Source organism: Nocardia pseudobrasiliensis NBRC 108224 (assembly GCF_001613105.1).
GTDB lineage: Bacteria > Actinomycetota > Actinomycetes > Mycobacteriales > Mycobacteriaceae > Nocardia > Nocardia pseudobrasiliensis.
Genome location: NZ_BDBS01000010.1, coordinates 78,271 through 90,485 on the forward strand (window position 1 = coordinate 78,271; position 12,215 = coordinate 90,485).

16 protein-coding genes are annotated in these 12,215 nt (G+C 66.7%); 5 read left to right on the plus strand and 11 right to left on the minus strand.

Annotated elements, in window-relative coordinates; genetic code table 11:
- Window positions 1-154: 154 nt before the first annotated feature.
- The 9 genes from NP4_RS11390 to NP4_RS11430 all read right to left on the minus strand — a co-directional run bounded on the left by NP4_RS11390 (window position 155) and on the right by NP4_RS11430 (window position 6,215).
- Window positions 155-1,009 carry an isocitrate lyase/PEP mutase family protein gene (locus tag NP4_RS11390; protein ID WP_067996211.1) on the minus strand — a complete coding sequence of 285 codons (855 nt, stop codon included), beginning with the start codon at window positions 1,007-1,009 and terminating at the stop codon, window positions 155-157.
- 223 nt (window positions 1,010-1,232) lie between these two features.
- Window positions 1,233-1,688: a TIGR03668 family PPOX class F420-dependent oxidoreductase gene (locus NP4_RS11395; RefSeq protein ID WP_373863824.1), complete on the minus strand. Its 456-nt coding sequence runs from the start codon at window positions 1,686-1,688 to the stop codon at window positions 1,233-1,235.
- Complete coding sequence (locus tag NP4_RS11400; protein ID WP_067996217.1) at window positions 1,661-1,954, minus strand: hypothetical protein; 294 nt, start codon at window positions 1,952-1,954, stop codon at window positions 1,661-1,663. Before NP4_RS11400 ends, NP4_RS11395 begins: the two co-directional genes overlap by 28 nt.
- A gap of 151 nt (window positions 1,955-2,105) precedes the next feature.
- Window positions 2,106-3,260, minus strand: coding sequence for a GGDEF domain-containing protein (locus NP4_RS11405; RefSeq protein ID WP_067996222.1), 1,155 nt, complete (start codon window positions 3,258-3,260; stop codon window positions 2,106-2,108).
- A gap of 144 nt (window positions 3,261-3,404) precedes the next feature.
- Window positions 3,405-3,806 carry a nuclear transport factor 2 family protein gene (locus NP4_RS11410; protein ID WP_067996226.1) on the minus strand — a complete coding sequence of 134 codons (402 nt, stop codon included), beginning with the start codon at window positions 3,804-3,806 and terminating at the stop codon, window positions 3,405-3,407.
- A gap of 42 nt (window positions 3,807-3,848) precedes the next feature.
- On the minus strand, window positions 3,849-4,457 hold the full coding sequence (locus NP4_RS11415) for a TenA family protein (RefSeq protein WP_067996229.1): 609 nt from the start codon (window positions 4,455-4,457) through the stop codon (window positions 3,849-3,851).
- 26 nt (window positions 4,458-4,483) lie between these two features.
- Window positions 4,484-5,305: a class I SAM-dependent methyltransferase gene (locus tag NP4_RS11420; RefSeq protein WP_067996232.1), complete on the minus strand. Its 822-nt coding sequence runs from the start codon at window positions 5,303-5,305 to the stop codon at window positions 4,484-4,486.
- 64 nt (window positions 5,306-5,369) lie between these two features.
- The gene (locus NP4_RS11425) at window positions 5,370-5,654 is read right to left on the minus strand and encodes a YciI family protein (RefSeq protein ID WP_067996235.1); all 285 of its coding nucleotides are present in this window, start codon (window positions 5,652-5,654) and stop codon (window positions 5,370-5,372) included.
- 18 nt (window positions 5,655-5,672) lie between these two features.
- Complete coding sequence (locus NP4_RS11430; RefSeq protein WP_067996238.1) at window positions 5,673-6,215, minus strand: amino-acid N-acetyltransferase; 543 nt, start codon at window positions 6,213-6,215, stop codon at window positions 5,673-5,675.
- Between the two features lie 191 nt (window positions 6,216-6,406).
- On the opposite strand from NP4_RS11430, the gene pgsA reads away from it, so the two are divergent.
- The 5 genes from pgsA (at window position 6,407) to pspM (ending at window position 10,567) form a co-directional block, all read left to right on the plus strand.
- Window positions 6,407-7,069 carry a CDP-diacylglycerol--glycerol-3-phosphate 3-phosphatidyltransferase gene (gene pgsA / locus NP4_RS11435; RefSeq protein WP_373863825.1) on the plus strand — a complete coding sequence of 221 codons (663 nt, stop codon included), beginning with the start codon at window positions 6,407-6,409 and terminating at the stop codon, window positions 7,067-7,069.
- Complete coding sequence (locus NP4_RS11440; RefSeq protein WP_067996239.1) at window positions 7,066-7,599, plus strand: CinA family protein; 534 nt, start codon at window positions 7,066-7,068, stop codon at window positions 7,597-7,599. The genes pgsA and NP4_RS11440 overlap by 4 nt, the downstream gene beginning before the upstream one ends.
- A 53-nt stretch (window positions 7,600-7,652) precedes the next feature.
- A complete protein-coding gene (locus NP4_RS11445; protein WP_067996242.1) occupies window positions 7,653-8,075 on the plus strand; it encodes a helix-turn-helix domain-containing protein in 423 nt (140 codons plus the stop codon).
- Between the two features lie 178 nt (window positions 8,076-8,253).
- Window positions 8,254-9,069 carry a PspA/IM30 family protein gene (locus NP4_RS11450; protein WP_067996245.1) on the plus strand — a complete coding sequence of 272 codons (816 nt, stop codon included), beginning with the start codon at window positions 8,254-8,256 and terminating at the stop codon, window positions 9,067-9,069.
- A 676-nt stretch (window positions 9,070-9,745) separates the two neighbouring features.
- Complete coding sequence (pspM, locus tag NP4_RS11455; RefSeq protein ID WP_114755727.1) at window positions 9,746-10,567, plus strand: phage shock envelope stress response protein PspM; 822 nt, start codon at window positions 9,746-9,748, stop codon at window positions 10,565-10,567.
- 140 nt (window positions 10,568-10,707) lie between these two features.
- Here the strand turns inward: pspM and NP4_RS11460 are convergent, their stop codons facing one another.
- Entirely contained in the window at window positions 10,708-11,463 is a 756-nt protein-coding gene (locus NP4_RS11460) for a DUF2382 domain-containing protein (protein ID WP_067996247.1), read from the minus strand.
- A gap of 68 nt (window positions 11,464-11,531) precedes the next feature.
- Complete coding sequence (locus tag NP4_RS11465) at window positions 11,532-12,215, minus strand: PAS and ANTAR domain-containing protein (RefSeq protein WP_082875801.1); 684 nt, start codon at window positions 12,213-12,215, stop codon at window positions 11,532-11,534.

Below are 12,215 nucleotides of genomic sequence, written 5' to 3' on the forward strand. Positions count from 1 at the left end.
AGGATTTCGTCGGCCGACGACAACGTTCATGCGATTGTGGGCGGGTGCCCCGGAGCGGACTTCCGGGGCACCCGCGGGGAGCACCGATCATCGAGTACCGGTCGACATCCAGGGCAATGTCGATCGGCCGGAACCCGCGATGCCGGTGCGAATCTCAGGCGGCGAGTCGGACCTTGCGGTGCCGAGCCATATTGCCTTCCAACATCGACAGCGAGGCGGCCACGCCGATACTCGCATCATCGAATTCGGGCAGCCGGCCCTCGTCGGCGCGCAATTGGGTGAGCGCGTCTGTGATGGCCGAATGCGCCGCGAACAGGCACGGCGTGGAATAGATCGCGATATCGATGCCGAGCTCCTGCAGTTCGGGTAGCGACAGCCGGGGGGACAACCCTCCGGCGATCTGGTTGAACAGCAGGGGCTTGTCGCCGACGACCTTGCGTACCTTGCGAATCCAGTCGACGCTGCGTACTCCGTCGACCAGTAGGACATCGGCGTCGGTCTCGGCCATCGCCGCCGCCCGATAGAGGATGTCGGCCTCCTCGGTTGCGTCGGTGCGTGCCACGACGACCAGGTCGGATCGAGTCTCGAGAACGAGTTCGAGCTTTTCGAGGTACTCGTCCAGGGGCAGGATCTGCTTACCGGAAACATGGCCGCAGCGTCGCGGTCGCTTCTGGTCTTCGAGAATCACCCCGGACGCGCCGATGCGTTCGAGGTGGGTGATGACATGGCACGCGACCTCGGGGTCGACGTAGCCGTCGTCGATGTCGACCAGCAGGTGCTGATGCGGAAACGCCAGGCGCAGGCGCTGGACGAAATCGACGATATCGGGCCAGGCGATGAACCCGATATCGGGCAGTCCGTAGTACGAGGCCGCGAAACCGAAGCCCGATACGAACATTCCGCCGAAGTGCTGGGACGCCAGCGAGGCGGAGTACATGTCGTAGATGCCGATCAGGGGTGTGATCGTGTCGGAGTGAATGTCTTGGCGAAGAGAGTTTCCATAACTCATGCGACTCACCTGTGGAGATTTGATGAATCCAGGTTCGCGACGGCGCTGTCGCGCCTGCATTCGGTATTGGACTACCGGCTGAAAGGGACCGGATGACTGAAACTAACAGTTACATACCGTAGTGGTCAATAACGTGTTTGCATTCGATCTTCCTATTGACAGTCGGGGCGCATCGATTGATACTTCCATCTGGAAATATGAAAAGGGCCATTTCCAAATATCTTCAACCGGAGTAGGCCCAGCCGCGTATCGCGTCGATCTCGATCCGAATCACGGGGCCCGCCGGTGGAATTCGCCGATATTGCTCGTATTTCGTTGTCAGCCAGTCGATTGCGATCCGATGCTGTGGTCCGGCCGTGAGGACCCGTGCGACGCCGTCGGATCGAACCCACCACAGTCGGGTCCAGTCCTCGTCGTATTCGTCGGCGAGCAGCGAAACCCGTTCGTTCTCCGCGATATTGCGCAGCCGCCGCAGGGCGGTGGTGGTCTTGGGCTTGTGGTCGACGGCGATCACCACGACCGCATCGTCCGGCTCCCGCGGCTCGGCGGCGAAGGTGACCGGAACCAGGTGCGGCCGCCCGTCCGCGCTCACGGTGGCCAGCCGCGCGATGCGTTGCGCCCGAAAGCGTTCCCAGGCCGCCGGGCGGTCCATCACGCCTGCGCCGAGGCGGATTCCCATTCGCTGGGGTCGCCGTGCACCGCGGGGTCGTAGAGTACGACGAATCGGGACTGCTGCGGTGCGGTCAGCGGGAACATCCCGATGCACAGCTCCTCGGAGGTGTAGGGCAGATCGCCTTTCATCCGAACCCACTTCGGCGTCCGGCCGTCGCGGGCGCGCCACTTCTGGAAGACCGACCGAGATGGCTTGGTGGCCATGATCACCGACATCAGGGGTAGTGCGTCGAGCTCCTCGACCGACGACACGAACCGTAGGCCCTCGTTCATGCAGTCAAAACTACGGCAGTCGGTGACGTGACACATGCTCTTGGGCGAGTCTGCGCTGGGCCGAGAGGATGACGTCGCCGAGAAGCGTTCCGATGAGCGTGGTTCGGTCATGCGTTCGATACTCGGCCGGCGCGTCCGCACGCGGCGTGACTCAGTGCTGGGAGGGCGTGGCGAGCTTGGTGGGCAGATCGTCGAGTGTCGGCTTGGCTGCCGTATGCCGGTCCGCGATCACCACCGTATTGCCGCCCAGATGTTTCGCGCGATACATCGCGGAATCGGCGTCGCTCAACAGATCTCGGTAGGTGGTCTCGGAGTACTCGGTCTCGGAGTTGGCGGGATCGTAGACGACCAGGCCGACGCTGGCGGTGATGGTGACGGGCAACCGCATGGACTCGATCGCCCGGCGCAGTCGCTGGGCCACGATCTCGGGATCCTCGGTCAAGTAGCCGATCACCACGAATTCCTCGCCGCCCGTGCGGGCGAGGCGGGCGCCGGGCGCGACCGCGGCCCGCAGCCGACGCGCGGCGAGCATCAGGACCTCGTCGCCGAACGGGTGGCCGAAGGTGTCGTTCACGGATTTGAAGCGGTCCAGATCCAGCATCGCCACATAGCTCGGCCGTTGCTGGCACTGACCCCTGCGCGAGAGCATGAAGGAGTCCAGGCCGCGGCGATTCAACAGACCGGTCAGCGGATCGGACAGCGCGTTGATCCGGAACAGCCAGTGGCAGAACTGCACGAACGGCAGGATCACCCCGACCACGACCAGCATCACCAGCACGATGTCCAGGCCGAGGGCCAGATCCTGCTTCCAGTCGTCGGTGGGCGGGCGCACTGGCAGGTGGCCGGTCGCGATGAGCGTGGCCAGGGCGGCGCTGGCCAGAACCGACCAGCCGATGTGCAGGGCCAGGATTCGCGGGCTGTGGAAGACCGCGACGTATCCGCCCATCGCCATCAGCAGCACCACCCCGAGCACGCCGATGACCCGGTCCTGGACCAGCAGATCATTGGCCGCGGTATCGATGTCGAAGATCGCGATCCAGATCAGCGATTCGGTTTCGCGCGGCCACGGCAGGAACCACCAGCGCACCGTCCAGGCCCCGGCCACCAGCGCCTCGGCGATACCCTGCGCCATATCCACGGGTCCGCCGGTATCGCCCTGGGCGATCGAGGCCAGGATGGCGATCAGCAGCATGACGATGCCGCCCGCGCCGAGCATGAACTTGATTTTGCCCAGGGCGCCGAAGGATTCGATGGTCTCCACCAGCCAGCGATAATCGACCCGGTCTCGCCACCAGGTTCGATACATCGATGGACTGTCGGTCAACGCGTTACCGCCTCGCATCGGATTCGGTCCGGACGTTCGCTCGGCAATCGCCCGCGTGGATCAGCTTGGCGTTCCGATGGGCAATCTAGTCGGTACCCGCGGTTACGAGCAATGTGAAATCGGCCGCTACGCCTGAAGCCGCTCGGTCGCCTCGCGCTGGATGCGCTCGATCTGCGCGCCCATGGCCTCGGCCAATACGGTGAGCGCCGAGAGCGGGCGAACCATCACCATCAGGCTGTCGATCTTACCGTCGTCGTTCACATGGATGAAGTCGCAGCCGGTCAGGCGCTTGCCTGCGACCTCGGCCTCGAAGACCAGGGCGGTGTCGCGGCCGTTCTCGTCGGTGAGTTCGCGGATATAGCGGAAGTTCTCGAACACCCGCAGCACCGCGCGCAGGAATGCCGCGGTCACGGGCTTACCCGGATAGGACTTGAAGGCCACCGGACTGGTGAATACGACATCATCGGCCAGTAGCTGTTCGATTGCGGCTTCGTCGCGAGCCTCGACCGCCTTGCGGAACTCGTGCATGCTTTCACCTCGGATATGCAACCAGTTGAATATGGTCGGATCCTATCCGGGGACATCCCAGAAGGCGAGCTCATGGCGCATACCCTCGAGGAAGTAGCGCTCGGCGCGGGCGGATTCGATCTCGACCTCATCGATCATCTGGGCGCAGCGACGGGTCAGCGCGGCGAAGCCGGGATCGGCATAGGTGTCGACCCAGCGCCGGTAGCGCGGATCCGCGGGCGGGGTCTCGGCGAGGATCTGTCCGAGCGTCGAATAGCCCCACATGCACGGATAGAGGGCGGCGAGCCCCTCGGCGTAGTCGGCGGCCGAATCCAGCAGGAAGGCCGTATACGCCTGGCACGGGCCGCCTTTGGCGGCGCCGTCGAGATCGGCGTCGAATTCCGCCGCGAGGCCGCGATGCAGCGCGAGTTCGTCGTGATAGGTCGCGTGCGCGAGATCGACCAGATCGCCCAGATGCGCCGCGGGGGCCTGCCAGGCCAGCCGGGAGAACACCCGCACGTAGTCGAGCAGGAACAGATAGTCCTGTTCCAGCCAGGAGCGGAAGACCGGATCGGGTAGTTCGCCCTTGGCGATGCCGATGACGGTCGGATGTTCCAGCTGGCGATCGACCAGCGGGCGGCCGAGTTGTTCCAGATGCGCCGAAAGACTCATATCCGCAGTCTCTCCTACCGGCGTCGTCAGATCTTGCGGGCCTGCAGGGTGTAGGTGAACGGGACGCGTTCGCGATGCTCGCGCAATCGCCATTCACCGGCCTCGTCGCGGACCATCAACCCGGGCAGGGCATTCCACGGCGCGCTGTCGTGCTCGGCCAGGGCGGTCAATTCCAGCCCCTCCGCCAGCAGCGCCGAAATGGTTTCGCCCAGACCGTGATTCCACTCGTGGGTGGTCATCGCGGGCAACTCGCGCTCGGTCTCGACATAGGTCCCGGGCTCGTTGAACACCATCGGTTCGGCCGTCTCGAAATACGGATAGCCGACCACGAGGCGATCGGTGTGGTTCTCGTCCAGGGTGGCCGCCATCGGATGGACCTCGCGCAGGAACAGCCGACCGCCCGGGCGCAGCAGCCCCGCGACCGTACGTGCCCAGCGCTCGATACTGGGCAGCCAGCACAGCGCGCCGATTCCGGTGAAGACCAGATCGAAGCGCTCCGCACCGAGCGCCTCGACCGCGTCGTAGACGTCGGCCTGCACGAAATCGACCGGGGCGCCGAGCTGTTCGGCCAATTCACGAGCGCTGCGCAGGGCGGCGGGGGAGAAGTCCAGTCCGGTCATCGTCGCGCCGAGCCGGGCCAGGGAGATGGTGTCGGTGCCCAGATGACACTGCAGATGCACCCCGCGCAGACCGCGGATATCGCCGAGTCGGGGCACGTCGAAGCGCACCACGTCGCTCAGGAACGCCGGATCCTCGCGGAAGCGCTGGAAGGCGTAATCCGGGGAGGCGGCGTGCAGTGGGGCGCGCTCGTCCCAGTTGGCCAGATTCAGCTCGCGATAGTCGGACACGAGGGTCGACTCTGACACGGGCCGGCGCGGGTGTGCATCCCATTTTGTTCCGGCCGAAAGGGATTCACTCGGCGAACGCGCCCAGCACCGGCTTCCACTCGACGAACCGGACCTCGGCGACGAGTCCTCGCTGCGCGAACGGATCGGTGGCCAGCAACTTCTCGATCGCCTCGGCGTCGTCGGCGCGGAAGATGATCAGCGCGCCCGATCCGTCCGGATACGGCCCGCTGGTCAGTACGACGCCCCGATCGACCAGATCCGACAGCCAGCCGCGGTGCGCGGGGCGGTGTTCGTCGCGGCCCGCGGCTTCGGCCTCGGCGTAGGTGTAGTGAACGGCGAACAGCGCCATGAACGGCTCCCGGAACGGTCAGAGGGTCAACAGCATTCGAGTATTGCCGAGGGTGTTCGGCTTGACGTAGCTCAGGTCCAGGAACTCCGCGACACCGGTGTCGTAGGACCGGCACATCTCGGCGAAGACCTCGGCGGTGACCGGGGTGCCGTCGATCTCCACGAAGCCGTGGCGGCTGAAGAAGTCGACCTCGAAGGTCAGGACGAACAACCGACGCAGCTGCAGTTCGCGCGCGATGGTGACGAGCTGGTCCACGATCAGGCGGCCGATGCCCCGGCCCTTCGCCTCCGGGTGGACGGCCACCGTGCGCACCTCGCCCAGATCCGCCCACAGCACGTGCAGCGCGCCGCAGCCCACGAGATGGCCGTTCGTTTCGGCGACCCAGAACTCCTGCACCGATTCGTAGAGGGTGACCAGGTTCTTCTCCAGCAGAATCTTGCCGGCGTAGCGGTCGACGAGGTCTTTGATGGCGGGCACATCCGAGGTCCGGGCACGTCGCACGATCGGGGTGCTCGCCTCGGAGCCGCCGATCGAATCACTGTGTGGTGCCCGTGTTGTCATGGGGTGCACAGTAGTCGGCCTCGCTACCGATAGTCTGGTGGAGTGCCGCACACCCAGCCCGTCCCAACGCCCGCCCGTGCCCGGGTTCCCGGCGTTCGCGTCAGGCCCGGCGGAGGCAGCCCGCGTAACCACGGAGGGCCCGCGGACGTCGTGATCGAGCGCCGCGTGGCCGAAATCGTTGGGGGGTGCCGGTGAGCGTGCAGAGCGACGATATGGACCGCGCCTGGGTGGAGGCCACGCGGGCGCGCGCGAATCTGGTACCGGCACAACCCGCGCGGACGGTGGAGCCCTCGGCGGTGCCGCTGATGAATATCGCGAACATCCTGACGGTGCTGCGCATTCTGATCGTGCCGCTGTTTCTGCTGGCGCTGTTCGCCGCGGGCGGTCACGACACCGAGTGGCGGCTCGGCGCGACGGTACTGTTCGGCGCGGCCGCCATCACCGATCGCATCGATGGTCAGCTGGCCCGCAAATACGGTCTGGTCACCGACTTCGGCAAGTTGGCGGATCCGATCGCGGACAAGGCGCTGATCGGCTCGGCGCTGATCGGGCTGTCGGTGCTGGGCGATCTGGGCTGGTGGATCACGCTGGTCATCTGCGCGCGCGAGATCGGGGTGACGCTGCTGCGGCTGGCCGTGGTCCGGCGCGGTGTCATCCCGGCCGGGCGCGGCGGGAAGTTGAAGACGCTGGTGCAGTCGCTGGCGATCGGCGTACTGCTGCTGCCGCTGTCGGGGGTGTGGGCGGTCGCGGGCACCTGGCTGATGTATGTGGCGGTGGTATTGACCGTGGTCACCGGGCTCGATTACGTCGTGCAGGCGGCCAGGTTGTGGTCGGGACCGGTCAAACGCTCATGACCGATCCGCTGGCCGCCTCCGTTCCCGCTGCGGAACTGGTGGCGCTGCTGCGCGCGAAGGGGGAGACGGTGGCCACCGCGGAATCGCTGACCGCGGGTTTGCTGGCCGCGACCATCGCCGGGGTGCCCGGCGCGAGCACTGTGCTGCGCGGCGGTCTGATCGTCTACGCGACCGATCTCAAACAATCCCTGGCGAGGGTGAGCGAACACACATTGGCCCTGGACGGTCCGGTCGCGGCGAGTACCGCCGAACAGCTGGCCGTCGGTGCGCGCACGGTCTGTGGCGCCGACCGCGGGGTGGGTCTGACCGGCGTCGCGGGCCCGGATCCGCAGGACGGACACCCGGTCGGCACGGTCTACCTCGGCCTGTCCGGTCCCGAGGGCACCGAGGTGATGCGGTTGAAACTGGCGGGAGACCGGTGGACGATCAGGATGTCGGCGGTACGCGCGGCCGTCACCGAACTCGTCCGTGGCCTCGGTGGCAGCCTGGCGCCGAACGTCGCGGTCGGGAACCAACCAGGCGGCGTGTGACGTTGTCACTGCATACGCTCGGTCCGGCGAGGAGAGTACGTAAGGAGAACGAGATGACGCTGCTGAGAGAGGCCATAGGGGAAAGTCTGCGGCGTGCTCGAATCGCCCAGAGCCGCACGCTGCGCGAGGTGTCGACCTCGGCCCGGGTGAGCCTGGGTTATCTGTCGGAGGTCGAGCGCGGCCGCAAGGAAGCGTCCTCGGAGCTGCTGGCCGCCATCTGCCAGGCTCTGGACCTGCCGCTGTCGCAGGTGCTGATCGATGTGGGCGCGGCCATGGCCGATGCCGACGGCGATGTGCGCCGCGAACCTGTCGAGCGTCGCGTGCCGGTTCCGGCGCCGGCCGAGCCGGCCGCCGAACCCGTTCCCGTGGACGCCGCCACGACCGCCATGTCCGCCTTCGGCAAGATCGCCGAGGAAACCCGGATCGTCATCCCGGCGCCGCGCGCCGAGAGGCTGGTGCTGGTTCAGGCGAAGTGACCTACGAGTTGCCGGCGTCGAGAGTTCGACGCCGGCAACGCTGTACGACGGAGCGGAAACGGATAGATTCTCTATAGGCTGCCACGCAGCACGATAGAGGGACCACTACAGGTGCGTGACGGTCGCGCACCACAGCCGCGCGGGAGCGTGGCGCGTCAGATGGAGGCGGGATCAATCGATGGCTAATCCGTTCGTCAAGGCCTGGAAGTACCTCATGGCCCTCTTCGATTCCAAGATCGAGGAGCACGCGGATCCGAAGGTTCAGATTCAGCAGGCTATCGAGGAAGCCCAGCGTCAGCATCAGGCCCTGTCGCAGCAGGCGGCGTCGGTCATCGGTAACCAGCGTCAGCTGGAGATGAAGCTGAACCGTCAGCTCGACGAGGTCGAGAAGCTCAATGCCAATGCGCGCCAGGCCGTCATGCTGGCCGATCAGGCCACCCAGGCCGGCGATACCGAGAAGGCGATCCAGTACACCAATGCCGCCGAGGCGTTCGCCGCGCAGCTGGTCACCGCCGAGCAGGCCGTCGAGGATCTGAAGGTGCTGCACGACCAGTCGCTGCAGGCCGCCGCGCAGGCCAAGAAGGCGGTCGAGCAGAACGCGATGCTGCTGCAGCAGAAGGTCGCCGAGCGCACCAAGCTGCTGTCCCAACTCGAGCAGGCCAAGATGCAGGAGCAGGTCTCCGCCTCGCTGCAGCAGATGGATTCCACCCTCTCGGCCCCCGGCACCACCCCGAGCCTGGACGCGGTGCGCGAGAAGATCGAGCGTCGCTACGCCAACGCGCTCGGCGCCGCGGAGCTGGCGCAGAACACGGTGCAGGGCCGCATGATGGAGGTCCAGCAGGCCAGCATCCAGATGGCGGGCCACAACCGCCTGGAGCAGATTCGCGCCTCCATGCGCGGCGACGCCCTGCCCTCCGGCGATGCCCAGCAGGCCATCCCGAACCCGGCCACCGCCCCGACCCAGGTCAACAAGGGCCAGGCCGCCCAGCAGTAACGCGGTACCGCTTTCGAAAGGCGTTGGTGTGATGGGGAAATCGCGGACCCGCCCGGAGTCCGCGACCACCCACGCCCGCCCACCCTGGAAAGCCCTGTTCCCCAGCGCTTTCCGCACCCCACCCCCCACCGCCCCACCCGACGCCCCGAACCCCGCCCACGAGAGCGCGAACCACCGAGCCGCGCAGGACCGACTCGCGGAGCGCCCCCGCCCGACCGGCCCGCACGAGGCATCGCGAGACAGCGGGAACGATCAGACCGTGCCGGACCGACGCGCGGGGCGATCCCGGGCCGTCGCGGCGCGTGAAACGGTGGGATATAGCGAAAACGATCAAGCCGCGCGGGACCGGCGTGCGGGACGTTCTCGGGCCGCTGGGGGGCGTGAAACGGTGGGGGACAGCGGGAACGATCAAGTCGCGGCGGATCGGCGTGCGGGGCGATCCTGGGCCGTCGGGAAGCGTGAAGCGGCGAAGGGCAGCGGGGACAACGATCAGGCTGTGTCGGACCGGCGGGTGGGGCGTTCCCGGGCGGGTGGAACGGTCGGGGACGGCTCGAATTTCGGAAGTGGGGCGAATCCGGTCGGGCGGGATGAATCCGGATTCGGGTGGCGGGCGGGGGCGATTGATTCGGGGCCGGCGGCTCGGCGGGGTGAATCGAAGGCCGGTGCGGGGCGGTTTGTGCGGGATGTGTTGGGGGAGAGGGGGATTCAGGAGGAGCAGCTCGATCAGGCGCGGCGGTTGTCGGATGGGTTGCGGGAGGCGGGGGAGCATGTGTTTCATGCTGTGCGCAAATGGGCCGATCCGCGGGAGCGGGAGATGCGGCGGCGTCGGCGGGTGCGGCGGCGGAGTGTGCGATTGGGAGCGGCCTCGGGGATCACGGCATTGGGGACCGCGGGGCTGGTATTGGTTTCCGCGCCCGCGTGGGCGGTGCTGATCGTCGGTAGTGGGGCGGCGGCGCTGGTGACCGGGGCGGCCGTGACCACGCGGCGATATCTGGAATTGCGGCGTAATCCCTTGCCCGACGCGGCGTTCGTGCCGCGTAAGCTGCCGCCGGTGCGCTCGGCGGCGCGAGCGCCGATCGCCCGGCTGGTGCAGGCCGAACGCGCCCTGCACGCCCTGGGCCGCCAGATCGCCCGCGGCGGCCGGCTGCCCGACGACGATCTGGTCGACACCCTCGAGACCGCAGGTTCCGGCGCGGCCGCCCTGCACGCCCTGGCCGCGGATGTGGTCGCGATGGAGCAGGCGGCCGGTGTTGTCGCGCAGGTGAAATCGCTGCCGGGCACCGCCCTGGCCGACCATGTGCGGCTGTCGGTCGACCGCCTGCACTCCGGCGTCGACGAATACGAGGAATTGGTGGCCGCCGCCGGTCGCATCCTGGCCGTTCCCGAAAGTCCGGCGCTACCCGATGATCTCGGCTGGGAGCTGGAGAAACTGCGCGATGCCGCCGACCGCCTCGACGGCTGGGCCCAGGCTCTCACCGATCTCGCCGACCGTCGCTGACGAATACGGCCGACGGAGCTTCGCCCGGTGCGGTCGAGCCGCGCAGGGTACGGACGAAGACTCCGTCGGCCTGTCACCCCGGATCCGAGTGCCCGGAGGCACTGCCCAAATTTGGGGTGACGTATTCGGCGAGGCGCTGGTCAGCGCCGCCGCTCGTCGTCGCGGTGCCGGGGCTCGACGCCCTCGGCCTCGAACTTCTCCTTGCGCACGGTGTCGGATACGGTGCGTTCGTCTTCCACCTCGTCGACCGCCAACCGAACCCGCTCCACCGGCACCGCCTGCTTGTTGACCACCACCCGGTCCTCGTGCAGCGTGACCTCCTGTTCGGCCTCGCCGATTTCGGCGTTACGCACGGCCGATGGATCGGTGATGGGTTCCCGCTCGATATGGACCTCTTCGTGCTGTACCGGAACGGTAACCGATTGGTCCTCGGTCACAACGTATTTGCGCAGCCGTGCCGTGCCTGCTTCTTCCGATTGGGTGCGGACGTTCAGCCGCTCCTCCGAGCGAACCATGCTGTCGTCGGCCGGTATGCGCTGGTCACCCTCGGTACGGTAGCGGCCGAACCCCGTCTGCGACGAACGATTCGGGTCGATTCCGTAATGGGCGAGCAGCCGCTGCTCACCCTCCGGCGTGATGTGGCCGTCATGCTCCACATGCGGCGCCGCCTTCACCGTTTCTTTGCTGACCGGCACGCCGAGAGTGTGCTTACCCGGATCGTGCGCCGCGCCGGCGAGGGGCACCAGCGCATCGCCGTGGAACATACCCGTAGAGGTGGCGACCCAGCTGGGCGCGCCGGTGCGATCGTCCAGGTAGACCTGGGTCACGTCACCGATTTTCTCGCCGTCTGCGTCGTACACCGTGCTACCCATGAGGCTCTGCATTACGTCGGACATGATCTCCTCCCATGCAATAGTGGACAGCTATAGCTCGCGGGTAGCCGTGTATGTGCTGTCCAAACGCCTCAGAGCTCAGACACGCGCTCGTGCACCGTCAGGAGAAGGTGGTCGAAGCGCACGCGCAGTCCGGCCCGGTTGGGTTCCAGATGTCGCGACTCGTGCACCAATCGCGCGGCCAGATTCCGGATCTTGACATTGGTGTGCTGGGAGCGCCAGCGCAGAATCGTGAAGGCCTGGTCCTCGTCGAGCTCGTAGACCAGCGAGAGTATCCCCTTGGCCTGTTCGATCGGCGCGCGCGTCTCGATCAGCTCCGGAATGACCTCGTCGATGACATCGTTGCGCTGCGCGTCCAGAATGCCGGTGAGCTCGATGTAGTAGCCGACGGTCCCGATCACCGTCCCGTCGTCGTCGGTGTCGTAATCGGCGATCACGATCACGTCATGGGTCTCGCCCGCTGTATCGATGATCCGATGTCGGCTGCAGAACGGCTCGGAGGTTTCGACGATCTTGTGGATCAGCGTCTCCACCGTCGCCCGATCCTCCGGGTGCTGATGCGACAGCAACAACTCGGTGGTGGGCTCGACCGTGCCCGGCTCGTACCCGTGCAAACGCGCCACCTCATCCGACCACACCCATCGGTGGTCGGCGAAGTTGAATCGGAACTCCCCCGCATTCGAGCAGGCGTCGTTGCCGATCACACTCCCGAGCACAGTCACCAACTGCGGCTCGAGTTTCTCACCGTCGATCAT

Coding starts and splice junctions, on each gene's coding strand:
- NP4_RS11390 (WP_067996211.1), bottom strand. CDS start 1,009: ATGAGTTATGGAAACTCTCTTCGCCAAGACATTCACTCCGACACGATC.
- NP4_RS11395 (WP_373863824.1), bottom strand. CDS start 1,688: ATGGGAATCCGCCTCGGCGCAGGCGTGATGGACCGCCCGGCGGCCTGG.
- NP4_RS11400 (WP_067996217.1), bottom strand. CDS start 1,954: ATGAACGAGGGCCTACGGTTCGTGTCGTCGGTCGAGGAGCTCGACGCA.
- NP4_RS11405 (WP_067996222.1), bottom strand. CDS start 3,260: ATGTATCGAACCTGGTGGCGAGACCGGGTCGATTATCGCTGGCTGGTG.
- NP4_RS11410 (WP_067996226.1), bottom strand. CDS start 3,806: ATGCACGAGTTCCGCAAGGCGGTCGAGGCTCGCGACGAAGCCGCAATC.
- NP4_RS11415 (WP_067996229.1), bottom strand. CDS start 4,457: ATGAGTCTTTCGGCGCATCTGGAACAACTCGGCCGCCCGCTGGTCGAT.
- NP4_RS11425 (WP_067996235.1), bottom strand. CDS start 5,654: ATGGCGCTGTTCGCCGTTCACTACACCTACGCCGAGGCCGAAGCCGCG.
- NP4_RS11430 (WP_067996238.1), bottom strand. CDS start 6,215: ATGACAACACGGGCACCACACAGTGATTCGATCGGCGGCTCCGAGGCG.
- NP4_RS11440 (WP_067996239.1), top strand. CDS start 7,066: ATGACCGATCCGCTGGCCGCCTCCGTTCCCGCTGCGGAACTGGTGGCG.
- NP4_RS11445 (WP_067996242.1), top strand. CDS start 7,653: ATGACGCTGCTGAGAGAGGCCATAGGGGAAAGTCTGCGGCGTGCTCGA.
- NP4_RS11450 (WP_067996245.1), top strand. CDS start 8,254: ATGGCTAATCCGTTCGTCAAGGCCTGGAAGTACCTCATGGCCCTCTTC.
- NP4_RS11460 (WP_067996247.1), bottom strand. CDS start 11,463: ATGTCCGACGTAATGCAGAGCCTCATGGGTAGCACGGTGTACGACGCA.
- NP4_RS11465 (WP_082875801.1), bottom strand. CDS start 12,215: ATGATCGACGGTGAGAAACTCGAGCCGCAGTTGGTGACTGTGCTCGGG.